The sequence below is a fragment of the Actinoplanes auranticolor genome (genome assembly GCF_018332655.1).
GTDB classification, from domain to species: domain Bacteria; phylum Actinomycetota; class Actinomycetes; order Mycobacteriales; family Micromonosporaceae; genus Actinoplanes; species Actinoplanes auranticolor.
In genome coordinates this window covers 59721-84829 of the sequence record NZ_BOQL01000015.1, presented here as the reverse complement: position 1 = coordinate 84829, position 25109 = coordinate 59721, and the positions used below count along the sequence as shown (strand labels likewise).

Below are 25109 nucleotides of genomic sequence, written 5' to 3'. Positions count from 1 at the left end.
CGCCGGGGACACCCTCGGCCTCGGCAAGATGTGGGCCCGCCTGCCGCTGGTGCAGCGCCTGCCCTGGCTCAAGTAACCCCTCCACAACCCCCACCACGGCGGCACCCACCACGGGTGCCGCCTTTCCTGTTGTCCTCGATCACTACGCTGCCGCGGATGGAAACCGGATGGTTCGAGGATCCCGGGGCCCCGCCCCACCTTCTGCTGCACGGTCCGATCGACCGGACCTGGGACGCGACGGTGGTGACGGTGGCGGGACGCCCGGTGCTGGCGGTGCCGGCAACGAGCGACGGCGAATCGGGCCTCGTCCGGGCGATCGACCTGGCCTCCGGCGCGGTGCTGCCGGATCACTCGGAACTGCGTCGCGAGGCCCACGGAGCCCTGGCGCTCGGCGCGGGCGGCCTGCTGGCCACGCTGGGCCAGCCGATGAGAACCGTCGTCCTCCGGGATGCGGTGACGGGTTCGCCGGTCGGCGTGCGGCTGCCGGTGAATCCCCGGGGGATGGCCCTGGCCACGCTCGGCGGGCGACCCGTGGTGATCGCGGCCGGATCCGGCCTGGCGGTCTACGATGGACGGACCGGCGCGCTGATCGTCCGGCACGAACGCCGTAACGGCTGGTGTCTCACGGAATACCGGGGCCGCCACTTCCTCGTGGCGGAGGAGTCGTCCCGATCGCTGCGGCTGTACGACGTGCTGACCGGAGAGCCGTACGGGCAGCCGTTCAGCTGTGACTTCTCCTTGTCGGTCTTCCGGATGGCGGCGGTGGAACACGACGGCCGGTTGCTGGTCGCCTTCCTCGATCACCACGCCCCCTGCAAGGTCTCGCTGCGGGACGTGACCGCCGGCGCTGCGCTGCCGCCGGCGCCACCGTTCGACGACATCCGGGAGATTGATGTCGCCACGGTGGGCGGCCGTCCGCTGCTGCTCGTCGCCCGTTCCGGCCAGGCGACCTCGCCGCTGACGCTGTGGGATCTGGCCACCGGGCGGCAGGCCCCGGACTGCTTCGCCGGGTACCACGGGGAGTGCGCGCGGGTGGCGCTGGGGAGCCTCGACGACGGCTACTTCGCGGTCACGGTCGATCGGGACGGCTCGGCCACGCTGTGGGTCTGCACCTCGCAGGGGACCCGGCGCACGGTGCTGGCGGACGGCGGCATGCTGCGGACAGCCCTGGGCGCGATCGACGGGCAGCCCACGGTCGCCCTCGGCGGTGGCGGGGGAGCACTGCGCGTGTTCGACGTGCGGACCGGACGGGAGTTCGACAGTCCGTACTACGGCGGACCGTACGACGAGAGCATCGCCGGCGCCACGGGTGGCGGCGGCCGGGCCGTCGTCCTGCTGCGCGGGCGGCCCATGCGCCTGTGGGACGTCGAAGCCGGCGTTCCGGTGGCCCGGCTGGACCGGCCGGCCGACCGGATCGCCGCCGGCGTGGTGGGCGGCCGGCGGGTGTTCGCGCTGGTCACCGGGGGTCGGGGCAGCGGTGTCGGACTCAGCGTCTGGGATCCCGATGCCGACACGTCGGTCGCCGAGGTTCCGCTGGCCGGGACCACGGCCGACGACCGTCCGGAGGATGTGGTGTTCACCGAGATCGACGGCCGCCCGGCGGTGGCGGTGGCGATCGGCCGCACGGTCCACTCGTGGGACACCGTGACCGGTGAGCTGCTGAGCCGGCCGTATCCAGCGCTCCGCAGCTCCGTGTCTACAGTGGCTGCCGGCCGGATCGGCGGCCGTGCGGTGCTCGCCGCCGGGGGCAGGGACGCGGCGGTGCACGTGTTCGACCCGGCCACCGGCACGGCCGTCGTGGCGCCCATGGCCGGGCACTCCGAGGGCGTGACAGCGCTGGCCTTCGGCACTGTGGACGGCCGTACCGTGGTGGCCTCGGGAAGCTGGGACAAGACCGTGCGGGTCTGGGACGCCGCGACCGGCGCCTGCGTCGGCGGGCCGTGGAGCGGCCACGACGATCGCATCGTCGCGGTCCACGTGGCCGAGCGGAACGGCGAACCGGTGGTGGTGTCGCACGCGGTGACCGGCCCGCCACGGCTGTGGTTCCTGCGGGTGCCGGCCGCGACCAGCGGACACACCGGTGCCGTCCACACCGTCGCCGCCGGCCGGTGGCGGGGCCGGCCGGTGTTCGCCTCCGGTGGCGCCGACCGGACTGTGCTCCTGTGGGATGCGGCCACCGGGCGGGCGCTCGGCCCGGCTCCCACCGGGCATGCCGCGGAGGTCACGCACGTCGCCTTCGCCGGCCCGGACCGCGACATCCTCCTGACCGGCGACGGGAGCGGCGTGGTGTTGCGCTGGCAGTCGGGCGCCCACGTGCCGCTGGCTCGCCTGGAGCAGTGGATCACCGGGATCACACCGGCCGAAGTGGACGGACGTGCGGTGGTGGGGATCGGGACCGCGGACGGCGCTCTCCGGATCTGGGATGCCGTGACCGGTGAACGGTGTGCCGAGTTGCGCACCGGTGCTGACCTGCGGGTGAGCCACACGGACCTGGGCGTGCTGGGCGGGCGTCTCGTCGCCCTGACGATCGGATACGACAGCTCCCAGGACTGCGACAGCCCGATGCTGACCCTGTGGGACGTGTCCGCCGGCTCGCCGGTGTCCGAACCCGTGGCCGTACCGGAGGAGTGCGAGGTCGGGACGCTGGCCATGCTGGACGGACGGCTCGCGGTCATCCACGGGATCGACGCCTTCGGCGGGGGCCAGGAGTACCACGCTGAAGAAGCCGCCGACATCCAGGTGATCGACGTCGCTACCCGTACGGTGCTGGGAGTGCACCGCCCGGGCCGGGGATGGAGTTACCGGGCCACGGTCGCCCGCTCCGCCAAGGGCAGCGTCGTGCTGGTCACGGCGGAGGACTGGGTCGTCGGGGTGGACCCGTCCGGGAAGACCGAGGAATTCCGGTACACCGGCCATCGCGGGTTCGTGAATTGCGTGGCCACCGCGGAGGTCGGCGGGCGCACGATCGTGGCTTCCGGTGACCGCAGCAACGCCCTGCACTTCTGGGACCTCGACACCCGCGAACGCCTCGGCTGAACCCTCAGAGCTCGCCGGGCTCGCGGTGGATCAGGCAGAACTCGTTGCCCGCCGGGTCGCGCAGCACGATCAGCGAATCGTCGCCGGGGTCGTCGAGGTCCCCGGCGACGGAAGCGCCGAGCTCGACCGCACGCCGGCGCGCCGCGTCGAGGTCGTGCACGCCGATGTCGAGATGGAGGCGGACCTTACCCACCTTCGGCTCCGGTACGGGCTGGAAGACCAGCTCCGGTGTCCCCGTGGCGGGACGGGTCAGGGCGACGTACCTGCTCTCCCGGGGCCTGACCTCCAGCCCCAGCAGGTCGGCCCAGAACCGGGCCAGCCGCTGCGGATCGGCACAGTCGATGGTCACCGACGTCACCCAGGCTGCACCGGGCATGACCGTCCCTCCTCGCCCTCACCCGCGCGTCGGCTCAGGCGGCGTGGTGGCGTTTCTGCTGACCGGCGGGGCTCGTTCGCCGCGAGATGACCACAGCCGGGCGGTCAGCCAGGTCTCCCGGCGGCGGACCTTTCAGGCTCAGCGTGGCGAGGGAGGAGCTGAGTGTCCGGACCAGATGCCGGTGCCGCTGCGCCGGGTCGTCCGCGCGGGCGCTGAGCAAGGGACGCAGATCGGCGGGCAGCGACGCGGCGAGCTGGGCCGGGGTGGTTCCGCGACAGAAGGCGTTGAGCTGTTCCAGGGTCGTGCGGGTGTAGAACGCGGCGTCCGGCTCGCTGACGTGCAGCTCGTCCGCGACCTCCCGGATGAGCTGGAGGGCGGCTCGGTCCGGGCGGACGTCCCGGCGACCGGCCGGCGTGACGGCGACCTCAGTGGGCAGTTGCGAGACCAGGCCCAGATACGCCGGTTCCGGCAGGACGTTGCGCAGTGCGTGCATGACCGCTCGGACGACGCGGGCGGCGTGGTTACGGCCGTACAGGCGGGCGCGTATCCGAACCTCGGTCAACAGATCGTCCCGATGCATGATCACCGTCTTCTCAAGATCCGCGCTGGGATGAACGGGTTACCCGCGGCAACCGGCTTCAAACACGACCGCGCCGTTGTCACACTGTGCCGCCCCGCGTCGGCCCCCGCGTCGGCGCCCGCGTCGGTCCGGCCGGGCTTGGCCGCGTCAGCTCGACTGCGTCGGCTCGGCCGCGTGGGTGAAGCTGGTCGTGTCGTCCTGTTTGGCCGTGTCGGCCCGGTTGGCCGCGCCAGCTGGCCGCGCTGAACTCGAGCGGGTCAGCCCATCCGGTCGCCGAGGTCGGTAGGCGCCGCACCGTGTGAACCGAAGACGGCCACCGCCGTTCTGTTCAGGTGGGGATGATGATGCTCACGTCAGGTCGAAGCTCGAGACTCACGGGCGCCGCTCTGCTCGAAGAGCGGTGAAGGGACCGGCGACCGGCGGCAGCTGCTTCGCTTCGTCCGGCACTGCCTGGGCCTTGGCACCCGCCGCGGTGCGACGGGTGAAGGGCTGAGCCGGCGAATGGCAGACGGTGCCGGCCTCGGGCAGCGTGCCGCGCAGCAGGTAGCGGTCCACCCCGCCGGTGACGCAGGCGGACGTGCCATACGCGGTGTGGCCCCAGTTGTCGCTGGACAGCAGTCGGCTACCAGGCAGCAGCTTCGCCGCCGACACCGCCTGCCGGTAGCTCGTCGCCGGGTCCCAGTGGTTGCCGACGAACAGCACCGGCGCGCTGGTACGCCGGTTGAACGGACCCTTGTAGGCGTCCTCGTCGCGCACGGTCCACGTGTCGCCGGCGCACGTCACGGTTCCCCAGCCCCAGGCCCGCCCGAAGTACGGCGCCCGGGCGTCCTCGGCCGCGGTCAGCGCGGGCCACGTCGCCGCGTCGCGCGGGTGGTCGGCGTCGGTGCAGATGACGCCGCTGAACGCTTCGACCGAGTTGTCGTACGGGAAATCGCGGGCGGGGGTGCGCACCCGCGCGAGGTGGGCGCGCAGCGAGGCCCGCGCGGTGGCCCGCTGCTTCTTGGTCTTGCTGCTGGGCACGGCGAGCAACGTCTCGACCGTGGCGGCGACGGAGGTGACGAAGTCGCCGGCTTCGGCCGAGTGCAGGCCGGAGAGGGTGAGACCGACGAAGTCGGCGTAGGTCAGCCGCACCGCTTTGCCGTCCTCGTCCCGGCCCAACAGCAGCGGCTTGGCGCGCAGGGCTCGGGCGACGGCCGCGAAGCGGCGCTGCGGGTTGCCGCGGGCGAACACGCACCGCTTCACACCGGCGCGGTCACAGCGGATCAGCAGGGTGCGCAGCGCCCGGTAGGCCGCGTCCGCCGAGCGCAGCCGGTTGTCCTGCAGCGTGCCCGGCGCGGTGACGCCGGTCCAGGACCTCGGGTCGATGACACCGTCGAGCGCGAGCGCCCGGACCCGGTCGGGGAACATGTTGGCGTAGTACTGCCCGAGCAGGGTGCCGTAGCTGAACCCGAGGTAGGTCAGCTTCGGGTCACCGACTGCCCGGCGCAACACGTCCAGGTCGCGGGCCACCTCGGCGGTGGACATCGCACCGGCGAGCGCGGCGCCGGTGGTGGAGCAGGCGCGGCCGATCGTGCGGGCGGCCTTGACGTAGGCGGCTTCCTCCTTGGCGCCGTACGGGAAGAATTTGTTGAACTGGCTCTGCGCCAGGACCTGCTCGCGCGTGGACGAGAAGCACTTGAGGTTGTCGCTCATGCCGATGCCGCGGGGGTCGAAGCCGACCACGTCGAAGCGGTCCAGCACGCTCTCGCTGAGGTAGGCCGGGGCCAGCGCGGCCATGTCGGTGCCGGAGCCGCCCGGGCCGCCGGGGTTGACGAAGAGGCTGCCGATCCGCTGCGCCTGCTTGCGCGCCTTGACCCGCAGCAGGGCGATCTCCACCGACGCCCCGTCGGGTTCGTCGTAGTCCAGCGGCAGCCGGACGGTGGCGCACTGCGCGCGTCCGTAGCAGGCGTACCACTGCAGGACCGGCGTCGGCACCCGGTCGACCCGCTCGGCTTCCTGCTGACTGGTCACGTCCGCCGCGGTGGCCCCCATCGCGGGAGCCGCCGGTGCCACGGCGGACGCCGGCGCGACGGCTGCGCCGGCGAGCAGCGATCCGGCGAGCCCGGCGCCGAGCAGGCGCGCGAGGAACGACATGGGGCCTCCTGGGAGCGGGGACGACATTGATACAGCGAGTGACAGTCGCGCGGGCGACAGACCCGCGTTTCTCCGTCAATTACCGCATCCCGCCCGGTCGAGGACCACCCTTCAACTACACAGAGTAGCGATCGGAACGGTGACCGGCTGTGTATCAACAGCTACGGCCGATCCGCCGTTCGGCTGCCGCCAGGAGCACGATCGGGCTGCCGCCGCAGGGCCGGGGCCGCCGGGATCCAGCTGTCGCCGGGCGCGCACATGAACGCCTCCTTCGATGGCAGGAAGGTGCCACCGGGCATCGGGGACGAGCACGATATCGCTAGGGTGCAGTCACCGACTGTCGATGTCTGGCCGGCGGCCCAGGGAGGTGTTCGGCGATTCTCGAGGTGCGTGAGCTGGTGGTGGCGGTGCCCGGTGAGGTCCCGGCCGCGGTCTCGTTCTTCGCCGGGGAAGCCGACCCGGTGGTGGTGATCGCCGGGGCCGAGGTGGCGACGGCGCTGGCCCGGACGGTGGCGGGCCTGGCGCCGCCCGTGTCCGGACAGGTCCTGGTCGGCGATCGCGACGTCACCGCGCTGCCGCCGGGCGCCCGGCAGATCGGGTACGTGCCGCGCGGGGGAGCGCTCCTGCCGCACCTGACCGTCCGGCAGAACATCGAGTATCTGGTCTGGCGGCAGGAATCGGTGCACGAGATCGTCCGGGGCTGGGCGTCCACGTTGATCTACCAGCTCGAGCTCGGACCGGTGCTGGAGCAGCGTCCCCATGAGATCACCGCGCAGCAGCGGATGCGCGGTGCGCTGGCCCGGGCGGTGGTGTCCATGCCGGAGGCGCTGGTGCTCGAACGGCCCGACCCCGCCGTCTGCGGCCCGCTGGACGACCTGCTGGCCCGGATCGAGTTGCCCGTCTTCGCCGCACCCGCCACCGCGATCTTCGGTGATCGGCAGGCCGCGCCGGAGGGCGCGCGGACCGTGGCGGTGACGCCGTGACGAGCCGTCGTGCCGTCCTGGGTGGAGCTCTCGGCGCCGTCGTCGCCGGGGCCACCGGCTGTGGCCGTTCCCCGCGGCCGGTGCAGGTCGCCGTGGTCTGGAGCGGCGGCGAGCTGGTCCGGTTCCGCGAGGTGGTCCGGCAGTATCCGCACCCGGTCGACGTGGTCAGCACCCGCAACGACATCGACGCGTTCCTCAGTGCCCGCTACCGGGCCGGCAACCAGCCCGACGTCGCGATCGTGCCGCAGATCAGCCTGATCGCCGACTACGCCCGCCGGGGCTGGCTGCAGCCGGTGCCGGCCGAGGTCACCCGCCGCTTCGCCGACCAGTGGCAGGCCATGGTCACCGTCGACGGCCGGCAGTACGGCGCCTGGGTGAAGGCCGCGCACAAGTCGCTGGTCTGGTATCCCGCCGACCGGTTCCCCGAGCCGCCGGGCACCTGGGCCGAGTTCGTGGCGCTGGTCCGCGAGCGCGCGGCAGCCGGCGGGCCCGCACCGCTGGCGCTGGGCGCGGCGGACGGCTGGGTCCTCACCGACTGGCTGGAGAACCTGCTCATCGGCTTCGCCGCCCCGGGTGAGTACCAGGGCCTGGTGGACGGTACCGAGCCCTGGGACGGCCCGCTGGTGCGGACCGCGCTCACCGAGCTGGCCGCCGTCTGGGCAATCCCGGGCGCGTTCCCGGACGGGATCGGCCGGGCGCTGATCACCCAGAACGAGGAGTCGGTCATCCAGGTGGTCGAGGGCCGCGCCGCGATGGTGGTCGAGGGTGACTTCATCGCCGCCGTCGCGGACAGGTTCCGCCCGGCCGGGGCGGCTGCGCTGTCCGCGGCGCGTTTCCCCGCCGGGCCCCGGGCGCAACCGTTGCTCGTGGCCGGCGACGCCGCGATGGTGTTCGCCGGGTCCGGCGTGGGCGGTGAGCTGGTGGAGTGGCTGACGCGCCGGGAGTCGTTCCGGCCGTGGATCACCGCCGGGGGCTACCTGTCGCCGAACACCCTGATCAAGCCGGACGCGTACGGGCCGGCGGCGGCCCGGGCGGCCGAGCTCAGCGACCCGGCCGGCGCGCTGCAGTTCGACCTGTCCGACCAGCTGCGCGGCTCGCTCGGCGGGCCGGACGGGCTGGGCAGCTGGAAGATCCTGCAGGACTTCCTGGCCGAGGTGACCCGGCCCGGCGCCGTCGACCGGGCCTGCCGGCGACTGGTACGGGCGGCCGCGCAGGCCCGGCGGGAGACCGGCTCGTGACCCAGCCGGCCCGTACGCGCGCGGCGGCGTCCCGGCTGCTCGGGGAGACCGTGGTCATCGACGACGTCGGGCCGGGCCGGCGCAGCCGGGCCTACCCGAGCGGCGGGTTCGCGTCGCTGCTGCTGACCCCGATCGCCCTGCTGCTGGGCGGCATCCTGCTCTGGCCGGTCGCCCGTACGGTGCAGGCGAGCGTGACCGGACCGGACGGGCAGTGGGTGGGGCTGGAGAACTTCCGCACCGCCCTCGCCGCGGAGGGCACCTGGGAGGTACTGGGCCGTACGGTGCTGTGGGCCGCGGTGGTCCCCGTGGTCGTGATCACCCTGGGTTTCCTGCTGGCGGCGTCCCGCCGTTCCGGCACGCTGCTGCTGCTCGCGCCGATGGCGTTGCCGCTGGTGGTCACCGGCGTCATGTTCCGGTTGTTCTACGACCCCGACCCGGCCCGCGGCGCCGGCACCGCGGTCCTGACCGCGCTGGCCGGCCTGTTCGGGGTGCCGGCCGACGCGGCCCCGGCGTGGCTGGGCTCGGGCCTGATCACCGTCGCGCTGATGTCGGCGTTCGTGTGGGCCTGGATCGGCCTGCCCGTCGTGGTGTTCCGGGCGGCGCTGGACGCGCTGCCCGCCGACCTCACCGACGCGGTCCGGGCCAACGGCGGCGGGCGGCTGGACGTGTTCCGGGACGCGCTGTGGCGGCCGTTGCTGCGCCGTACCGCCGCCATCGTGTTCGCGCTGGTGGCGCTGGGTACCGCCCGGGCGTTCGACCTGATCCTGGTCATGGCCCCGGGCTCCAGTCTGGACGAGGCGGCCAACCTGGCCGTGCGGGTGTGGCAGACCTCGGGCAGCGCCACCACGGGTCCGGCCGCGGCGCTCAACACCCTGTGGCTGGTGGCGCTGGGCATCGGCGTGGTGGCCGCGGCGGTGGGTGGTCGTCAGGCCTGGCCGCCGCCCACCCTGGAGGCCGCGCCGGCCCGTACGGTGGCCGAGCGCACCCGGTGGCCGGTCCGCCGCGCCTTGCCGATCCTCATCGCCCTGCTCTGGGCGGTGCCGGTGCTCGCCCTGGTGGCCACCTCGCTGCATTCGCCGCGGGAAGCCGCCACCCGGGGCTGGACCGCCGCGTCGCTGCGGCTCAGCTCGTACGGCGAGATCCTCACCCAGCCGGAGGTGATCCGCTCGTTCGGGTTCACCGCCCTGCTCGCCGTGTCGGTGACGGTGCTGGTGATCATCGTGGCGCTCCCGGCCGGGTACGCCCTGGCCCGGTTGCGCCCACCCGGCACGTCCGCCGCCGGCGCTCTGCTGGTCGCCGCGTCCGCGGTGCCGGTGCAGGTGGTGGCCGGCCCGATCAACGAGGTGCTGGAACGGGCCGGGCTGGCCGGCACCGGCGTCGGACTGGGACTGGTGCACGTGGCACTCGGTGCGCCGTTCGCCGTCCTGGTGTTGCGCAATGCGCTCGCCGACGTGCCCGGCGCCCGGATCCGCGCGGCCCGGACCGCCGGCCGGCGCGAATGGGGCGTGCTGTGGCGCACGGTGCCCGCCGCCGTGCCGGCCATCATCGCCGTCGCCGTGCTCGAGTTCGTGCAGGTCTGGAACGACTTCGTGGTGGGTCTGCTGTTCGGCGGCTCGGGCACTCCGCTCGGGCTGATGGTGTTCGGCCAGACCCGGCAGTTCGTCTCCAACAGCGGCACTCTCGCCGCCTTCGCGCTGCTCGCCTCGATACCGCCGCTGGTGGTCATCGTGCTCGCCCGCCGTCAGGTGATCGCCGGCCTGGTGTCCGGAGCGGTGCGATGAGCCCGCGCGAGCAGACCCACCGGCCCGCCCGGCCCCAGCGGTGGCAGTGGGTGCTGACCGCGTCGATCGCGGTCGGCTCGGTGGTGGGTGGCATCGCGAGCAACATCCTGGCCGACATGATCGATCCCAAGCTGGGCCCCATCACCTGGATCATCGCCGCGGCCGGCGTCGTGCTCGTCGGCGTGCTCGCCACGCTGGAGGTGCGCAGCCGCCGCGCGCTGCAGGCCGGCCCGGCGGTCGAGCCCAAGCCTCCGGTCTCGGTCCAGGAAGCCGGGGTACCCGTCAACCTGCCCGACACCACCGGCTTCGTGGGCCGCCGCTCGGTGGTGGACTGGCTGGGCGATGCCGTCCGTACCGAGCACGCGGTGGCCCTGCTGGGACGGCGGGCGGTGGGCACGTCCGCCTGCGTCGTCCAGGCCGCCAACGCGGTGCGCAACCACTACCCGGACGGCCAGCTGTACCTGGACCTGCGCAAGACCGATCGGCGCGGCACGGCACGGTCGCTACGGCCCCGGGAGGTGGTCGACGCGCTGTGCCGGACGGCCGGCATCGACGAGGCCGCGCTGAGCCGGGCGACCGACCTGGACGCGGCGGCCACGCTGCTGCGTACCGCGCTCGGCGACCGCAAGATTCTGCTGGTCCTGGACAACGTCGACTCGCCGGATCAGGTACGTCCGCTGTTGCCGCCGGCCCGGCGGTGCCGGCTGCTGATCGCCGGCGGTCCCACGTTGCACGGTCTCAAGGGTGTTCGCACCCGGCACCTGGCCGAGCCGTCCGCCGAAGACGCGGTGGAGCTGTTCGCGGCGGCCGCGCGCGATGCCGGGTCCGTGCGCCGGGGACTGCAGAGCGAGCCGACGGTACGGCGCATCGTGGAGCTGGCCGGCCGGCAACCGCACGCGGTCCGGGTGCTCGGCTCGTGGCTGGCCGCCCAGGGCTGGTCGGCGCCGGACCTGGAGACCGCGTTGCGGCACGGCCTGGACAACGGCCGCGTCGATGCCACGCTGACCCTGCTCGCGCGCCGGGACCGGGCGTACGCCGGGCTGGCCGCCGACACCCGGCGCCTGGTCCGCCTGCTCGCGCTCGTGCCGCATCCGGTCAGCCGCAACGCCGTCGCCGCGCTGACGGGCACCAACCGCGGGCACACCGACCGGATGCTGGACCAGGCGGCCGAGAGCGCCTTCGTCACGGTGACCCCGGACGGCCGGTACAGGCTGCGGCCCCTGCTCGTGCACTACGCCCAGGTCCATCTTCTCTGTGACGAGCCGCCCCGGCGACGGGTGGCCGCCCAGGCCCGGCTGGTGCGGTATCTGGCCCGCCAGGCCGAGCGCTACGCCGAGACCGTCCTGCCCGACCAGCCGTCCGGCACCGAGCCCGGCGGCAGCTGGTTCGCCCGGCACGAGGCGCTGCTGGGCTCGCTCATCTGCGAACCGTGGGGCCGGCCGGGGGCACTGCCGGCCAACCCGCCGCGCCGGATGCGCCGCTGGTGGTTGCGGCTCGCGGTCGCGCTGTGCACCTGGTACGCCTCCACCGGCCGGCTCGACGACTGGGCCGCGGTGTGCCGCGCGGTGCTGAACAGCCCGGTGGCCCGCCAGTCGGCCGCGGTCGCGGGCTGGGCCCACAATGAGCTGGGGGCGGTGTACCGGTGGCAGGGCGACCCGCACCGGGCTGCCGTCGAGCTGACCGCGGCGGTGGCACTGCGGCACCGCCGGGGCGCGGCCCAGTCCCGGACCAACCTGGGCCTCGCGCTGCTCGACCAGGGTGACGTCGACGGCGCGCTCGACCAGCTGCAGCGGGCCCGCCAGCAGCGCTCACCGAGCGACCGGGCCGGGCAGGCGCTCACCGAACTGGGCCTGGGCGTGGCGTTCCTGGCCCGCGACGAGCCGCGGTTCGCCGGCCGCCACCTGATCCGCGCGGCCAACCAGTTCGAGGTCGTCGGCGACCGGCGCGGATACGCCGCCGCCCTGACCAACCTCGCGCTGGCCCAGTGGTCGCTCGGGGAACGGCTGGACGCGGCGCAGGCCTGGAGTGCCGCGCTGGAGTGTCACCCGGCCGTCCAGGACCGCCAGGGCCAGGCTGCGGCTCTCCTCAACGCGGGAGCCATCGTGGCCGCCGGGGCGGTCGCCGCCGGCGCGGGGCAGCAGGGCAGCCGGCGGCGTGCGGCCCAGGCGCGGGAGCTGCTGCAGCAGAGCCTGCGGATCCGCCAGGACGACGGCCGGCCGACCGGCCGCACGCTGCTCCACCTCGGCGACGTCGCGCGGATCCTCGACGGCCCGGACGACGCGCGGCAGCACTGGGAGGCGGCCGTCGAGGCGTGCGAGAAGGCCGGTGATGCGGACGGTGCCGCCGCCGCCCGGGCGCGCCTGTCGGATCAGGACGCCCCGGCCGAGAATTCTTGAAGGAATCCCGGCAGCGGTGTCGGATCGGGCCCGGGGTGTTCGTAGCAGGGGTGAGCGGCCGCCCACGACAGGCGCCCCGAACCACAGGAGATGATCGTCAGATGCAGTACCTGGTTTCCGTGATCGACGACCGGACCGACTCGGCCACCCCGGACGAGATGGCCGCCATCCGCGCCTTCAACGAACGCGTGCAGGCCGAGGGGCACTGGGTCTTCGCCGGTGGCCTCGGCGACCCGAGCACGGCCACCACCATCGACAACCGCGGGGCGGAACCGGTGTTCACCGACGGGCCCTTCCTCGAGTCGAAGGAGTACCTCGCCGGTTTCTGGGTCTTCCAGGCCGCCGACCTCGACCAGGCGCTCGAGCTCGCGGCCGAGGGGTCCAAGCACTGCAACCGCAGGGTCGAGGTACGGCCGTTCCTGTGACCCCGATCGACGTCGACGAGGCTGTCACGCGCGCCCACCGCGAGGAATGGGCGCGCGTGGTCGCCGCCCTCACCAGGCGGTTCGGTGATCTGGACATCGCCGAGGAGGCGGCGGCCGAGGCGTTCGCGACCGCCGTCGAGCGCTGGCCGGCCGACGGCGTGCCGCCCAGCCCCGGCGCCTGGCTGACCACCACCGCCAACCGCAAGGCCATCGACCGGATCCGGCGCGAGGACAAGCGCGAGGACAAGCACAAGGAGGCTCAGCTGGTGTCCCACGACGAACCACCTGAGCCGGTCGGGGCCATCGAGGACGAGCGGCTCCGGCTGATCTTCACCTGCTGCCACCCGGCGCTGGCGATGGAGACCCGGATGGCGCTGACGCTGCGGATGGTCGGCGGCCTGAGCATGCCCGAGATCGCCCGGGCCTTCCTGGTGCAGGAGGCGGCCATGGGGCAACGGATCACCCGGGCCAAGGCCAAGATCAAAACGGCGCGGATCCCGTACCGGGTGCCGTCCGCGGAGGATCTGCCGGCCCGCGTGTCCGGCGTGCTGGCCGTGCTCTTCCTGGTCTTCAACGAGGGCTACCTGGCGACCGGGCCCGGCACCGATCCGGTACGCCACGACCTCACCGCCGAGGCGATCCGGCTCACCCGCCTGATCCGGGCGCTGCTGCCCGGCGACGGCGAAGTGGCCGGCCTGCTGGCGCTGATGCTGCTCACCGAGGCCCGCCGCACCGCCCGGGTGTCGGCCAACGGTGAGCTGGTCACCCTCGCCGAGCAGGACCGCGGGGCCTGGGACGCGGCCCTGATCGCCGAAGGCCACCAGCTGGTGCGCGAGCGCCTGGCCGCCCGGGTGGCACCGGGCCGCTACCAGATCCTCGCGGCGATCAACGCCGTGCACACCTCGGCCCGCGACGTCCGCGACACCGACTGGTCGCAGATCGTCGCCCTCTACGACCAGCTGGTGCGCCTCGACTCCTCGCCGATCGTGGCGCTGAACCGGGCGATCGCGGTGGCGGAGCTCGACGGTCCCGAGGTGGCGCTAGCCGCCGTCGACCGTCTGGAGGACAAGCTGGCCGACTATCACGCCTTCCACGCGACGCGTGCCGACCTGCTGCGCCGGCTGGGCCGCAGTCAGCCGGCCCGCGCGGCGTACGGGAAAGCGATCGAGCTCGCGGGCAACACGGCCGAGATCGCGTACCTGACCCGCCGCCGCGACCAGCTGGGGTAGAACCGGGCGGGCTACCGCTGGTCGGCGAGCGTCGAGCGGGTCGCCGGGGACTGCTCGCCGCGGTCACGGCCGGTCAGCACGCGCGGGCCGGCCTCGGTGATGGCCACGGTGTGCTCGGAGTGCGCCGTACGGGATCCGTCGGCCGACCGGATCGTCCACCCGTCCTCGTCGGTCCTGATCTTGTCGGTGCCGCGGCAGAACCAGGGCTCGATCGCGAGGGTCAGCCCCGGCTCCAACCGCATGCCCCGGCGGGGGCGGCCGCTGTTGGCCACGTGCGGGGCCTCGTGCATGGTGCGCCCGATGCCGTGCCCACCGAACTCGCCGTTGACGCCGTAGCCGTAGCGCCCGGCGACCTCGCCGATCGCGGCCGAGATGTCACCGAGGTGCCCGCCGGCCTGTGCGGCGCCGATCCCGGCCACCAGCGCGACCTCGGTCGCCTCGATCAGCTTCTGATCGGCCGGGTCGGGGGTGCCGGCGATGACCGAGAGCGCCGAGTCGGCGGCCCAGCCGTCGATCGTGACCGCCATGTCGATGCTCAGCAGGTCACCGTCGCGCAGCACGTAGTCGTGCGGCAGGCCGTGCAGCACCGCGTCGTTGACCGACAGGCACAGCACGTGACGGAACGGGCCCCGGCCGAACGAGGGTGAGTAGTCCCAGTAGCACGACTCGGCGCCGCGTTCCTTGATCCGCCGGCGGGCCAGGTGCTCGAGGTCCATCAGGTTGACCCCGACGGCGGTGGCCGCGCCGAGCTCCGCCAGTAGCTCGCCGACGAACTGGCCGGTCACGGCCATCCGCTCCACCTCTGCGGGGGATTTGAGCTCGATCACGACAGCCTCCCTCTCCGAATGCGGTATTTTTATACCACGCTCGGCCGGGGCGGCTCCGGGGGCTATCCTGCTGGCATGGTTCGCCAACCGCTCACCGCCGAACAGATCGCCGCCGGCCGGCGACTCGGAGCCGCCCTGCGGGCCGCGCGGACCGGCCGCAGCCTCGTCGAGGTGGCCCTGGCCGCCGGCATCTCCCCGGAGACGCTGCGCAAGATCGAGGTGGGCCGCCTGCCCGCGCCGGCGTTCGGCACGGTGGTCTGTCTCAGCGAGGTGCTCGACATCCCGCTGAGCGAGCTGGCCGAGGTGTGGCTGGCCGACACCGCCGTCCGGCAGGCGTCCTAGCCCGGATGGGCACCCCGTCGGCGGACGTCGAACAGTACCTGAAGGAGCTGGAGCACCCGCTCAAGGAGGGCGTGCTGCAGCTCAGGGCCGCGATCCTGGCTTGCGATCCGGCGATCACCGAGCACGTGAAGTGGAACGCGCCGAGCTTCTGCCACGGCGGCCAGGACCGGGTCACGTTCCGCCTGCAGCCCCGCGGCAAGCTTCAGCTGATCTTCCACCGCGGCGCGAAGGTCCGCGCGGACACCGCCGGATTCACCTTCGAGGATCCCACCGGGCTGATGACCTGGCCGGCGCCGGACCGGGCCGTCGTCGACTTCCCCGACCTCGCCGCCGTCACCGCACGGCAGGCGCAGGTCGTCGCGCTGGTCAGACGCTGGGTGCTGACCTGACCGCAGGCGTTTCCCGGCTACTGCGGCGGCGTCCACTGGTAGTGCGTCGAGGTAGTGATCTCGTGGAAGCCGCACCGGCGCAGGATGGGCGCGCTGGCCGGGGACGCGTCGACGTGCAGCAGCCGGAAACCACGGGCGACGGCCTCCCGGGCCCGGGCGGCGATCATGGCGCGATAGAGCCCGCGTCCCTGCCAGGCCGGCAGGGTCGCGCCGCCGAGCAGCGCGACGAACTCGGTGCCCGGTAAGTACACCGCGACGGCGGTACAGACGACCCGGTCACCGGCCTCGGCGACCAGGACGGTGATCAGGCCGGGATCGGCCGACACCTGGGCGCCGAGGTCGGCCGCGACCCAGGAACAGTCCGTCCCGATGACCTCGGTCTGGTGGTCGGCGAAGCGGCGCAGATCCTCGGCCCGGCTGACCTGCCGCAGCGTGACACCGTCGGGCAGGACCGGATCCGCGGCCACCTCGTCGGCCCGGCCGAGCAGCACGGTCGACGGAGCCTCCGGTACGAAGCCGGCCGCGACCAGGCGCTCGGGCAGATCCGTGGGCAGGTCGTGGGCTCGCAGCTTCCATTCGACACCCTGGCCGCGGGCGTGGAAGTAGTCCCGCTGGCGGGCGATCAGGCGGTCGAGCTCGGCGCCGGTCACGCCGACGTCGCGCGGGGCCCGGATCCGTCCGACGTGGGCGCCGACGATCCGCAGGAGCGGGCCGTCGTACTCGTGGGTGTAGCCGGACGGGACGACGCCGGGAGCCATACGCATCTGGCCGTCGTAGGCGGCCAGGAGGGCGGCGGTATCGACCATGGTCATATGGTGCCCGAAAGGGTTCCTGCCGGGCTCGTCCTGAAGTTGGTCGCCCACGGGTATCGCCTGATGATGGCCGATCTCGAGCAGGCCGCCGGGAGCCCGACATCGACCGGCGCTTGATGCAGCCCGCGTCCGAGTACGTCCGGTTCGCGGGCGGGCATCCGCACCTCTATCAGGTCATGAACGGCAAGGAGCGCGCCCGGCGGCGCGCCCGGCAGACGCTGGGCGCGTTGCTCCGCGGCTGGCGGGCCGGCCTGCCGGAGAACGGGGCGCACCGACGATGTGGCCGCTGCACACCCCCTCGACCACCACCTCGTCACGCCCGCGGAAAGCCGCCGGTCACCTCGAACCCGAGATCGTCGATGAGCTGGTGCGAGCCGGTCTCCCCCGCGGCGGCCCGGCGCCGTCCGATCGCCGGCACCTGATCCTTCTGCCGGCTCCTCCGCACATGCCACTGCGGCCACCGCGGCAGCAAGACCGGAAACGAAGATCGGGCGCGGCCCCACGTGTGGCCGGGTGCCGGGACGGCTCAGCGGGCGTTGCAGAGGGCGTGGTCGACCAGGTCGGTGGAGATGTCCGCAGTGGGCAGCTGCACGCCGGGGTCGGGCTTGAGCGAGTCGGTGTTGATCGACACCGTGACGCTCCGGGAGCCGTCCGGGGTCACGCCGTTGCGGGTCATGAAACCGGGGATGTCGCCGCCGTGGGTCCAGTACCCGCCGCACGAGTTCGTCGCCCAGAGGATGCCCAGGCCGTACCGGGCGCCGGGCCACCTGTCCCGCAGCGCGTCGCTGGTCTCCACGGTCCGCAGCATCTCGGCGAGCTGGGCGCGCTTGAGCACCTTGCCGGTCATCAGCGCCCGCAGGAAGGTGTTGGCGTCGTCGGCCGTACTGATCATCTCGCCGGCGGCGTCGGCCATGGACGGGTTCAGCCGCGTGGCGTCGATCGGCTCGCCGTAGCGGGGATCCTCCGGCGTCGCACCCGGTCCGGCGAACCGCTGGTAGCCCACCGCGTGCGGGCGCGGGATCGTCGCGCTGATGCCCGGCAGGTACGTGTCCCGCAGGCCGAGCGGTCCGACGATCCGCTTGCGGACCTCGTGCTGCCAGGTGTGGCCGGTGATCTCGTTGATGATCATCCCGGCCACGACGTAGTTGGTGTTGGAGTAACCCCAGCCCGAGCCGGGCGCGAACTCGGACGGGAACTGCATCGACAGGCCGACGAGCTGGGTGTCGGTGTAGGTCCGGAACCGGGTCTTCAGGAAGCCCTCGGCGGTGTTGGAGTCGGTCACGCCGTTGAAGTATTCGGGCAGGCCGCTGGTGTGCTGCAGGAGCTGCCGGACGGTGATCCTCCGGCCGTCGTTGCCCTTGCTCCGGATCAGGCCGGGCAGGAACCGTTCGACCTTGTCGTCCAGGGACACCTTGCGCTCGCCGACGAGCTGCAGCACGGTCGCCGCCACGTACGTCTTGGTGTAGCTGCCGATCCGGAACTTCGCGTCCCACGGGACCGGGGTGCGCTCGGCGACGTTGCCGTACCCGCTGCGCACCCGCACATCGCCCCGCGGCGTCGCCAATTCGACCAGCACGCCCGGCGCGCCGTACTTCCGCAGGGTGTCCGCGTCGGCCTGCAGTATCGCGGTCAGGCCCGGCCGGAAGGAGACCGGCGGCCGGTCGGAGGTCCTCGCCTGAGCGACCCCGATGCCGGCCATGGCGGTTCCCACCACCGTCGCCGTCGCGACAACTGCCACAAGTGATTTCTTCATGCCGACGACGCTAGAGAGATCACCTCCGGAAAACGTCCCCACGGAGTGGACAGTCGGCTGTCCCCCGTGCGAGGGACCGGATGCCCCGCCACCGCCGGGAGCTCAGCCGGCCTGCCAGCCGGCCTGCCAGCCGGCCGGGTCGATACCGCCGGGCACTGCCTCCGCCGGATGGTAGGGCTGCCGGGTGAAGACGAAGGTGCCCAGATCCAGGTGGCTGACTGCGCCCGCGGCGTCGCGTTGCACCCGCAGCCGCTCGCCGGCGAAGTAGCCGTTGAGCCCCTGCCAGCTGTCGTCTCCGGTGGGACGCAGCCGGGTGCCACGCCCGCCACCCGGCAAGGGGGCCAGCTCCACGAAGCCATCGGCCAGCGGGCGCAACACGTACGGGGCCGGGCCCCAGTACCACGGGCCGGCGATCTCCAGGAGCTGCGGCGCGACCGAGGGCAGTGGACGCCACGGCGCCGGGATCCGCGGCTCCCGCTCGGCGACCGTCTGCACCAGGTCCGCGGCGAGAGATCCGACGGCCAGGCCGGTGGTCACGTTACCCATCACGACCGCGCCCAGAGCGTCGTCGGGGCTGACCCACACGGCGGCGACGAAGCCCGGCATCGAGCCGGTGTGCCCGGCCAGCAGCCGGCCTTCGCGGCGCAGCAGCTGCATGCCGAGCCCGTACCCGTGGTCCCAGTCCGTCGCCTCCGGGGGACTGGCGGGAGTGCGCATCTGCGCCAGAGTGTCCGCGTCGAGCACCCGGTCGTCGCCGTTGATGAGGAACGCGGCGAACGTGGCCAGGTCCGTCGCGGTCGACCACAACTGCCCGGCGGGTGCCATCAGACCGGTGTCCACGGCGGGCTCCGCCTGCAGCACATCAGCCCAGGGGTGCACCGCCCAGCCCGTGGCGTGCGGCGCGACCGGCAGCAGGCTGGTACGGGTCATCCCGAGCGGTTCCAGCACCTCGCGCCGCAGCACGTCGTCCCACGCCTGACCGCGAATCCGCTGCACCAGCGCGCCGAGCAGCGCAAAGCCGGGGTTGGAGTAGTGGTGGCGCTGTCCCGCCGGATGCACCTGCGGCTCCCTGCCCAGCACGTCGGCCAGCTCAGGTCGCAGGGCGCCCGGGGTCCGTTCCCACCACGGCCCGGGCGCCTCGGCGACCAGCCCGGCGGTATGCGCCAGCAAGGCACCGACCGTGGCCTCGCCCGCCACTGTGCCGGGCAGGTGCTCGGCCAGCGGGTCGGTCAGCGCGAGTCGCCCCTCGTCGCGCAGGCGCAGCACCAGCACCGCCACGAAGGTCTTGGTGATCGAGCCGATCCGGTACTGGATGTCACCATCCGGCACGCGGCCGTCCACCGTTCCCCAACCGTCCACCCACACCGGACGGCCGTCACGCACCACGGCAGCGACGACCGAAGGCGCCCGTCCCTTCACCTGACCAGTGGCCAGCCGGTGAACCAGCGCACGACGAGTATCCGGCAACAGTTCCGTCGGGATCGATGACATGCCGCAAACCTATCGGCGCCTGCGGCCGTTCAGCGCAGTCCGGCGAAGAATGCGCGGACGTCGCCGATGAACAGGTCCGGGGCTTCCATGGCCGCGAAGTGGCCGCCGCGGTCGAACTCGGTCCAGTGCACGACGTTGTGTTCCCTCTCGACGGTGCGCCGGATCGACACGTCGTGCGGGAACACCGCGACGCCGGTCGGCACCGGGGACCGCTCGCTCGCACCCCACGCGCCGGCGTGCGCGGTCTCGTAGTAGCTGTTGGCCGAGGATCCGGCAGTGCCGGTCAGCCAGTACAGCGTCACGTTGGTGAGCAGCAGGTCCCGGTCCACCGCGTCCTCGGGCAGGTCGGCGGCGGGATCGGTCCACTCCTTGAACTTCTCCACGATCCAGGCCAGCTGCCCGGCCGGGGAGTCGTGCAGGCCGTGCGCGAGGGTCTGGGGCCGGCTGATCTGGATCATGGCGTAACCGGACTGCTCGGCGTTCAGGTACTCCAGGCGCGCCAGCCGTGCCCGCTCGGCGTCGGTCAGCTCCGCCACCTCGTCCGGGTCGATCGGCGTGAACGCCGACAGCCCGTTAGCGTGTACGCCGACGACCTTGCCGGGGTTGAGCCGGCCGAGTCCCGGTGAGACGACCGCGCCGGTGTCGCCGCCCTGTGCGCCGTAGCGCTCGTAGCCGAGCCGGTCCATCAACTCGGCGAACGCCCTGGTCACCCGGTTGGTGTCCCAGCCGGCCGCGCGGGTCGGCCCGGAGAACCCGCTGCCCGGGATCGACGGGATCACCACATGGAACGCGTCCGCCGGGTTGCCGCCGTACGCGCGGGGATCGGTCAGCGGGCCGATGACGTTCAGGAACTCGACGATCGAGCCGGGCCAGCCGTGGGTCAGGATCAGCGGCAGCGCGTCCGGCTCGGGCGAGCGGACATGCAGGAAGTGGATGTTCTGACCGTCGATCTCGGTGGTGAACTGCGGGTAGCTGTTCAGCTCCCGCTCGTGCACGCGCCAGTCGTAGCCGTCGCGCCAGTATTCGGCGAGCCCCCGGAGGTAGCTGACCGGCACGCCGCGGCTCCAGCCGACACCGGGCAGGTCCGTCGTCCATCGGGTCCGGGCGAGCCGGTCCCGCAGGTCGTCCAGATCGGCCTGGGGGATCGCGATGGTGAAGGGCCGGATTGCGCTGTTGTCTGCCATGCCCACAACGCTATTGGCCGCCTAGGACAGCATCGGTCCTAGCCGGGTGACAGACTTTCGTTCATGTGGGAAACCCCGGCACGACTGCTGCGACTGCTCGCGCTCCTGCAGACCCGACGGGACTGGTCCGGGGCCGAACTGGCCGAGCGACTGAAGATCACCCCGCGTACCGTGCGCCGCGACATCGAGCGGCTGCGGGCGCTCGGTTACCCGGTGCTGGCCCGGGCGGGCACGGCGGGTTATCGGCTCAGCGCCGGCGCCGACGTACCGCCGCTGCTGCTGGACGACGACGAAGCCGTCGCGATCGCGATGGGCCTGCGCACCGCCGCCGGGGGCTCGATCACCGGCATCGAGGAAACCTCGGTGCGGGCGCTGGCCAAACTCGAACAGCTGCTGCCGTCCCGCCTGCGCCATCGGATCAACGCCCTGCAGACGGTGACGGTGCCGATGGCGCACACCGGTCCCGCCGCCGACCCGAACACCCTCACCGCCATCGCCGTCGCGTGCCGCGACTCACTCTGCCTGCGCTTCGACTACCGCACCCACGACGGCACCAGCGCCATCCGTACGACCGAGCCGCACCGGCTGGTACACGCCGGCCGGCGCTGGTACCTCCTCGGCTGGGACGTCGACCGCCAGGACTGGCGCACCTACCGGGTGGACCGCCTGCAACCGCGTACGCCGACCGGGCCCCGCTTCACCCCGCGCACCCCGCCGGAACCCGACCTCAGCGGCTACACCTCCCGGGCGATCTCCACCTCGGCCTACCGCTACCAGGCGCGGTTCACCCTGCACGTCGACGCCGAGACCGCGGCAGAACGGATCTCTCCGACCACGGGAGCTCTGGAGCCGATCGACGAACACAGCTGCACTCTGCGGACCGGATCGCACTCGCTCGACGAGCTGGCCATCTATGTGACGACCATGGGTTTCGACTTTCAGGTGCACGAGCCCGCCGAGCTGGTGGACCACATCCGGACCCTCGCGGCCCGCCTCGCCGCGGCAACGCCTTAGCCCGGATCCGTGGACAGCGGTCACGTGGGGCGATACATCGCGGGCTGCGGCAGAACGGCGCAACGCGGCCAGCGCCGGAGCAGCGCGAGCAGCAGGTTCCCCTAACTGTGCCGCGGCCCACGGTGACCACGACCATCAGCAGCGAGGACAGGCTCGTGATGTACGCACGCCCGGGTCCCTTGCCCTCCACACTCCAAGTGAGTAACCTATGGGTTACTTCAAGGGTTGCCCAGGTTACTTGGAGGGTACCAAGGGTTACTCGAAGGGCCATACAGGTTACTCAGCTTGAGGAGAAAGCCATGACCGCCACCGCCACCATGACCGCCCGGTCCCGCCAACGGCTCGGCCGCATGTTCGACATCGCCCTGTTCGCCTGGGGAGCTGCGTCGGCCACCGTCCTGGTCACCAACGGACTCAACGACGCCCGGCAGGCACCCGGATGGCCGCGCTGGCTGGAGCTGACCTACCTGATCGGGGCCCTGCTCGCCGTCCCGGCCCTGCTCATCGCCGGCTGGGCCAGATCCCGGCTCAAGAAACTCGGCGCCGTCCTCGACGACGAGCGCACCCAAGCCACCCACACCCGCGCGATGGCCACCGCTCTGGTCGGCGTCCTCGCCGTCCAACTGCCGTTCTTCTTCCACATCGAGACCACCTCCGTGGCACAGGGCAAATTCACCGTTGCCGCGGCGTTGCTGACCTACGGCGCGGCCCGGCTCTGGTTCAACCGGGACGCCTGATGGCCCAGACCGACAGCAGCCACCCGTTACGCAACCGCATCAAACTCGAACGCGCCCGCCACGACCTCACCCAGGAACGACTCGCCGACCTCGTCGGCGTCACCCGCAAAACCATCAACACCGTCGAGACCGCACGCTTCGTCCCCTCTACCGTCCTCGCCCTCAAACTCGCCAAAGCCCTGCACACCACCGTCGACGAACTCTTCTACCTCACCGACGAACAGTGACCCGTACCCACGGAGGAGCCTCCCGGTGACCACCCGCTTCCTGCGCCTCGCCCTCTGCGCCGCCACCGCCGTGACCACCCTGAGCACGGCCCTGCCCGCCACAGCCGCCCCCGCTCACTCCCACGACGCCCGGCTGAGCTGGGGACCCTGCCCGTCGCAGAACCAGTCGAGTCCGTCGCATGACCAGTCGACAGACCCGATGCAGTGCGCCACCTTGCGGGTTCCCATGGACTACGCCCGACCACGCGGCCCACACATCACGGTCGCCCTGTCGCGGATCCCCGCGACCAACCCGGCGCTGCGACGCGGCGTCCTGCTCACCAACCCGGGCGGGCCCGGGGTGTCCGGGCTGTTCGAGCCCAGACGCCACGCCCGGGATATGCCCCCGCCGGTGCTGGAGCACTACGACCTGATCGGCTTCGACCCCCGCGGCGTCGGCCGCAGCACCCCGGTCAGCTGCGAACTCACCACGCTGCCCGGCTGGGACCTGCTCTACCCCTACCCCGGTCCGGGCGGGTCAATCGCTCGCAACATCGCCTACGCCCGCGCCACCGCGGCGTCCTGCGCGGCCAACGGCGGCGCCGTCCTGCCGTACATCACCACCGCCAACACCGCCCGCGACATGGACCGCCTCCGCGCCGCGTTGGGAGAACGCACCATCTCCTACCTCGGCGGCTCGTACGGCACCTACCTCGGCGCCGTCTATCGCCGACTGTTCCCACGACACGTCGACCGGTTCATCCTCGACAGCCCCATCGACCCCAACCGGATCTGGTACCAGCAGTACCGCACGATGAGCCGGGCCGCCGACGAGCGACTCGACGACCTCACCCGGTGGGTCGCCGCCCGCCACAGCACCTACCACCTGGGCACCACCCCGGACGCGGTCCGGGCCAGCTATCTGGCATCCGCCGCGGCCCTCGACCGCACTCCGCTGCCGAAGCCCGGCGGCGCCCCGATCACCGGCGCAGGGCTACGCGCCGAAACCTTCCTGGCGCTCCACAACGACGGCGCTTTCCCCTCCATCGTCGCACTCTGGCGAGATGTCGCGACGGCCCTGAACAACCGACAGCCGACGGCGCGCACCCTCAGCTCCACCTCGTCGACCACCGAGATCCCGCGGGACAACTTCTTCGCCGCGCTCTACGGGGTCGTGTGCGGCGATGTCGCGTGGCCACGCGACATCGCCCGGTACCAGCGCGCGGTCCGTCAGGACCGGCTGCGGTGGCCAGCCACCGGCGGGATGCCCGCCAACATCTGGCCCTGCGCGTTCTGGCACCACAAGCCCATCGAGCCGACGATCCGCATCACTGCCGGTGGCCCACGCAACACCCTCATCCTGCAGAACCGGCGCGACCCTGCCACCCCCGCCACCGGTGCTATGCGCACCGCCCTCGGCGCCGGCGCGGTCCAGGTCACGGTCGACGCCGGCGGCCACGGAGTCCTGGGCGCCAACGCCTGCGCCGCCGAACACGCCGTCACCTTCCTGATCAACGGCGCCCTGCCCACCGCCGACCAGCACTGCGCACAATGGAAGGTGGCGGCTGGCCCGCGTGGACAGCGACAAACCCGCGGTCCGGGTACGTGGTTCGCTGGGTCCGGGGTGTGATTGGCCCGGGGTACAGCATGCTCGGCTGCTCGTCGGGTCGGTGGCGGGTGTGGTGTGTGATGCTCGTATCGGCTCAGAGGTACATGGCCGGACCATCTCAGGGGATGCCGGTGCGCCTAGCATGGGTGCCCGTGATACACCGTGAACCGGTTGTGCAGCGATACCTCTTCTGGGCGAGCTACTACGGCGGCGACCCACGTCCCACCGGGGGACGCGCCGTGCAGTACGACATCGCCGGATACGCGAACGGCTCTTACCTGCGGCGCCAGGGTGACCATCTGGGCACGCTGCTCCGCTACGACCGGGAGGCCTCCGGCCTCCGGGTCGGCGCATATCTCGACCGGCGGGCCGGTGTGTGGCGTACCGACGAGTCACCGGTCCGAGACGTTCATCGAGGGTCTGACTGCGGTTGTCCCATCACGATCGCTCAGGCGACAGAAATCATCGTTGAACTCGGCTACGGACCCGGCCTACTGACCGCGGACGTCGTGGACGTTTAATGCCCGTCCCGGCGTCACCGGGCAGATCGCCGCGAACCTCGCCGGCC

At 72.6% G+C, this 25109-nt stretch carries 23 protein-coding genes; 15 read left to right on the top strand and 8 right to left on the bottom strand.

What is annotated here, in order from left to right:
- Positions 1-156 precede the first annotated feature (156 nt).
- Complete coding sequence (locus Aau02nite_RS07600; RefSeq protein ID WP_212987598.1) at positions 157-3036, top strand: WD40 repeat domain-containing protein; 2880 nt, start codon at positions 157-159, stop codon at positions 3034-3036.
- Between the two features lie 4 nt (positions 3037-3040).
- Here the strand turns inward: Aau02nite_RS07600 and Aau02nite_RS07595 are convergent, their stop codons facing one another.
- The 3 genes from Aau02nite_RS07595 to Aau02nite_RS07585 all read right to left on the bottom strand — a co-directional run bounded on the left by Aau02nite_RS07595 (position 3041) and on the right by Aau02nite_RS07585 (position 6125).
- Complete coding sequence (locus tag Aau02nite_RS07595) at positions 3041-3412, bottom strand: VOC family protein (protein ID WP_212987597.1); 372 nt, start codon at positions 3410-3412, stop codon at positions 3041-3043.
- A gap of 34 nt (positions 3413-3446) precedes the next feature.
- Complete coding sequence (locus Aau02nite_RS07590) at positions 3447-3992, bottom strand: DUF2267 domain-containing protein (RefSeq protein WP_212987596.1); 546 nt, start codon at positions 3990-3992, stop codon at positions 3447-3449.
- A 372-nt stretch (positions 3993-4364) separates the two neighbouring features.
- Complete coding sequence (locus tag Aau02nite_RS07585) at positions 4365-6125, bottom strand: alpha/beta hydrolase (protein WP_212987595.1); 1761 nt, start codon at positions 6123-6125, stop codon at positions 4365-4367.
- Between the two features lie 386 nt (positions 6126-6511).
- Between Aau02nite_RS07585 and Aau02nite_RS07580 the strand changes: the two genes are divergently transcribed.
- The 6 genes from Aau02nite_RS07580 to Aau02nite_RS07555 all read left to right on the top strand — a co-directional run bounded on the left by Aau02nite_RS07580 (position 6512) and on the right by Aau02nite_RS07555 (position 14177).
- The gene (locus Aau02nite_RS07580; RefSeq protein ID WP_212987594.1) at positions 6512-7108 is read left to right on the top strand and encodes an ATP-binding cassette domain-containing protein; all 597 of its coding nucleotides are present in this window, start codon (positions 6512-6514) and stop codon (positions 7106-7108) included.
- Positions 7105-8346: an ABC transporter substrate-binding protein gene (locus Aau02nite_RS07575; RefSeq protein ID WP_212987593.1), complete on the top strand. Its 1242-nt coding sequence runs from the start codon at positions 7105-7107 to the stop codon at positions 8344-8346. The genes Aau02nite_RS07580 and Aau02nite_RS07575 overlap by 4 nt, the downstream gene beginning before the upstream one ends.
- Positions 8343-10127 (top strand): ABC transporter permease, encoded by a 1785-nt coding sequence (locus tag Aau02nite_RS07570; RefSeq protein WP_212987592.1) that lies wholly within the window; start codon positions 8343-8345, stop codon positions 10125-10127. Before Aau02nite_RS07575 ends, Aau02nite_RS07570 begins: the two co-directional genes overlap by 4 nt.
- Positions 10124-12523: a tetratricopeptide repeat protein gene (locus Aau02nite_RS07565; RefSeq protein WP_212987591.1), complete on the top strand. Its 2400-nt coding sequence runs from the start codon at positions 10124-10126 to the stop codon at positions 12521-12523. Before Aau02nite_RS07570 ends, Aau02nite_RS07565 begins: the two co-directional genes overlap by 4 nt.
- A 101-nt stretch (positions 12524-12624) precedes the next feature.
- Positions 12625-12948, top strand: a complete 324-nt coding sequence (locus Aau02nite_RS07560; RefSeq protein ID WP_212987590.1) for a YciI family protein — start codon at positions 12625-12627, stop codon at positions 12946-12948.
- The gene (locus tag Aau02nite_RS07555) at positions 12945-14177 is read left to right on the top strand and encodes an RNA polymerase sigma factor (RefSeq protein ID WP_246594969.1); all 1233 of its coding nucleotides are present in this window, start codon (positions 12945-12947) and stop codon (positions 14175-14177) included. Before Aau02nite_RS07560 ends, Aau02nite_RS07555 begins: the two co-directional genes overlap by 4 nt.
- Before the next feature lie 11 nt (positions 14178-14188).
- Here the strand turns inward: Aau02nite_RS07555 and map are convergent, their stop codons facing one another.
- Positions 14189-15004, bottom strand: a complete 816-nt coding sequence (map, locus tag Aau02nite_RS07550) for a type I methionyl aminopeptidase (protein WP_212987589.1) — start codon at positions 15002-15004, stop codon at positions 14189-14191.
- A gap of 75 nt (positions 15005-15079) precedes the next feature.
- On the opposite strand from map, the gene Aau02nite_RS07545 reads away from it, so the two are divergent.
- Together Aau02nite_RS07545 and Aau02nite_RS07540 are read left to right on the top strand one after the other, a co-directional pair.
- A complete protein-coding gene (locus tag Aau02nite_RS07545) occupies positions 15080-15346 on the top strand; it encodes a helix-turn-helix domain-containing protein (RefSeq protein WP_212987588.1) in 267 nt (88 codons plus the stop codon).
- A 5-nt stretch (positions 15347-15351) separates the two neighbouring features.
- Positions 15352-15735: a DUF1801 domain-containing protein gene (locus tag Aau02nite_RS07540; protein ID WP_212987587.1), complete on the top strand. Its 384-nt coding sequence runs from the start codon at positions 15352-15354 to the stop codon at positions 15733-15735.
- A gap of 17 nt (positions 15736-15752) precedes the next feature.
- On the opposite strand, the gene Aau02nite_RS07535 is transcribed toward Aau02nite_RS07540, so the two are convergent.
- Positions 15753-16541 carry a GNAT family N-acetyltransferase gene (locus Aau02nite_RS07535; RefSeq protein ID WP_212987586.1) on the bottom strand — a complete coding sequence of 263 codons (789 nt, stop codon included), beginning with the start codon at positions 16539-16541 and terminating at the stop codon, positions 15753-15755.
- 122 nt (positions 16542-16663) lie between these two features.
- Between Aau02nite_RS07535 and Aau02nite_RS07530 the strand changes: the two genes are divergently transcribed.
- Positions 16664-16969 (top strand): hypothetical protein, encoded by a 306-nt coding sequence (locus Aau02nite_RS07530; protein ID WP_212987585.1) that lies wholly within the window; start codon positions 16664-16666, stop codon positions 16967-16969.
- Positions 16970-17073: 104 nt separating this feature from the next.
- Here Aau02nite_RS07530 and Aau02nite_RS07525 read toward each other — a convergent pair whose 3' ends face one another.
- The 3 genes from Aau02nite_RS07525 to Aau02nite_RS07515 form a co-directional block, all read right to left on the bottom strand.
- Positions 17074-18300, bottom strand: a complete 1227-nt coding sequence (locus Aau02nite_RS07525) for a serine hydrolase domain-containing protein (protein WP_212987584.1) — start codon at positions 18298-18300, stop codon at positions 17074-17076.
- 102 nt (positions 18301-18402) lie between these two features.
- Positions 18403-19791, bottom strand: coding sequence for a serine hydrolase domain-containing protein (locus Aau02nite_RS07520; RefSeq protein WP_212987583.1), 1389 nt, complete (start codon positions 19789-19791; stop codon positions 18403-18405).
- 29 nt (positions 19792-19820) lie between these two features.
- Complete coding sequence (locus Aau02nite_RS07515) at positions 19821-20975, bottom strand: epoxide hydrolase family protein (protein WP_246594968.1); 1155 nt, start codon at positions 20973-20975, stop codon at positions 19821-19823.
- A gap of 63 nt (positions 20976-21038) precedes the next feature.
- On the opposite strand from Aau02nite_RS07515, the gene Aau02nite_RS07510 reads away from it, so the two are divergent.
- The 5 genes from Aau02nite_RS07510 to Aau02nite_RS07490 all read left to right on the top strand — a co-directional run bounded on the left by Aau02nite_RS07510 (position 21039) and on the right by Aau02nite_RS07490 (position 25062).
- Positions 21039-21989, top strand: a complete 951-nt coding sequence (locus Aau02nite_RS07510) for a helix-turn-helix transcriptional regulator (RefSeq protein ID WP_212987582.1) — start codon at positions 21039-21041, stop codon at positions 21987-21989.
- A gap of 299 nt (positions 21990-22288) precedes the next feature.
- Positions 22289-22726 carry a hypothetical protein gene (locus tag Aau02nite_RS07505; protein WP_212987581.1) on the top strand — a complete coding sequence of 146 codons (438 nt, stop codon included), beginning with the start codon at positions 22289-22291 and terminating at the stop codon, positions 22724-22726.
- Entirely contained in the window at positions 22726-22953 is a 228-nt protein-coding gene (locus tag Aau02nite_RS07500) for a helix-turn-helix transcriptional regulator (protein WP_212987580.1), read from the top strand. Before Aau02nite_RS07505 ends, Aau02nite_RS07500 begins: the two co-directional genes overlap by 1 nt.
- A gap of 25 nt (positions 22954-22978) precedes the next feature.
- Positions 22979-24562, top strand: coding sequence for an alpha/beta fold hydrolase (locus tag Aau02nite_RS07495; RefSeq protein WP_212987579.1), 1584 nt, complete (start codon positions 22979-22981; stop codon positions 24560-24562).
- A 152-nt stretch (positions 24563-24714) separates the two neighbouring features.
- Complete coding sequence (locus Aau02nite_RS07490; RefSeq protein ID WP_212987578.1) at positions 24715-25062, top strand: hypothetical protein; 348 nt, start codon at positions 24715-24717, stop codon at positions 25060-25062.
- Positions 25063-25109 lie beyond the last annotated feature (47 nt).

Coding starts and splice junctions, on each gene's coding strand:
- Aau02nite_RS07600 (WP_212987598.1), top strand. CDS start 157: ATGGAAACCGGATGGTTCGAGGATCCCGGGGCCCCGCCCCACCTTCTG.
- Aau02nite_RS07595 (WP_212987597.1), bottom strand. CDS start 3,412: ATGCCCGGTGCAGCCTGGGTGACGTCGGTGACCATCGACTGTGCCGAT.
- Aau02nite_RS07590 (WP_212987596.1), bottom strand. CDS start 3,992: ATGCATCGGGACGATCTGTTGACCGAGGTTCGGATACGCGCCCGCCTG.
- Aau02nite_RS07585 (WP_212987595.1), bottom strand. CDS start 6,125: ATGTCGTTCCTCGCGCGCCTGCTCGGCGCCGGGCTCGCCGGATCGCTG.
- Aau02nite_RS07565 (WP_212987591.1), top strand. CDS start 10,124: ATGAGCCCGCGCGAGCAGACCCACCGGCCCGCCCGGCCCCAGCGGTGG.
- Aau02nite_RS07560 (WP_212987590.1), top strand. CDS start 12,625: ATGCAGTACCTGGTTTCCGTGATCGACGACCGGACCGACTCGGCCACC.
- Aau02nite_RS07545 (WP_212987588.1), top strand. CDS start 15,080: ATGGTTCGCCAACCGCTCACCGCCGAACAGATCGCCGCCGGCCGGCGA.
- Aau02nite_RS07540 (WP_212987587.1), top strand. CDS start 15,352: ATGGGCACCCCGTCGGCGGACGTCGAACAGTACCTGAAGGAGCTGGAG.
- Aau02nite_RS07535 (WP_212987586.1), bottom strand. CDS start 16,541: ATGGTCGATACCGCCGCCCTCCTGGCCGCCTACGACGGCCAGATGCGT.
- Aau02nite_RS07530 (WP_212987585.1), top strand. CDS start 16,664: ATGCAGCCCGCGTCCGAGTACGTCCGGTTCGCGGGCGGGCATCCGCAC.
- Aau02nite_RS07525 (WP_212987584.1), bottom strand. CDS start 18,300: ATGAAGAAATCACTTGTGGCAGTTGTCGCGACGGCGACGGTGGTGGGA.
- Aau02nite_RS07520 (WP_212987583.1), bottom strand. CDS start 19,791: ATGTCATCGATCCCGACGGAACTGTTGCCGGATACTCGTCGTGCGCTG.
- Aau02nite_RS07515 (WP_246594968.1), bottom strand. CDS start 20,975: ATGGCAGACAACAGCGCAATCCGGCCCTTCACCATCGCGATCCCCCAG.
- Aau02nite_RS07510 (WP_212987582.1), top strand. CDS start 21,039: ATGTGGGAAACCCCGGCACGACTGCTGCGACTGCTCGCGCTCCTGCAG.
- Aau02nite_RS07505 (WP_212987581.1), top strand. CDS start 22,289: ATGACCGCCACCGCCACCATGACCGCCCGGTCCCGCCAACGGCTCGGC.
- Aau02nite_RS07500 (WP_212987580.1), top strand. CDS start 22,726: ATGGCCCAGACCGACAGCAGCCACCCGTTACGCAACCGCATCAAACTC.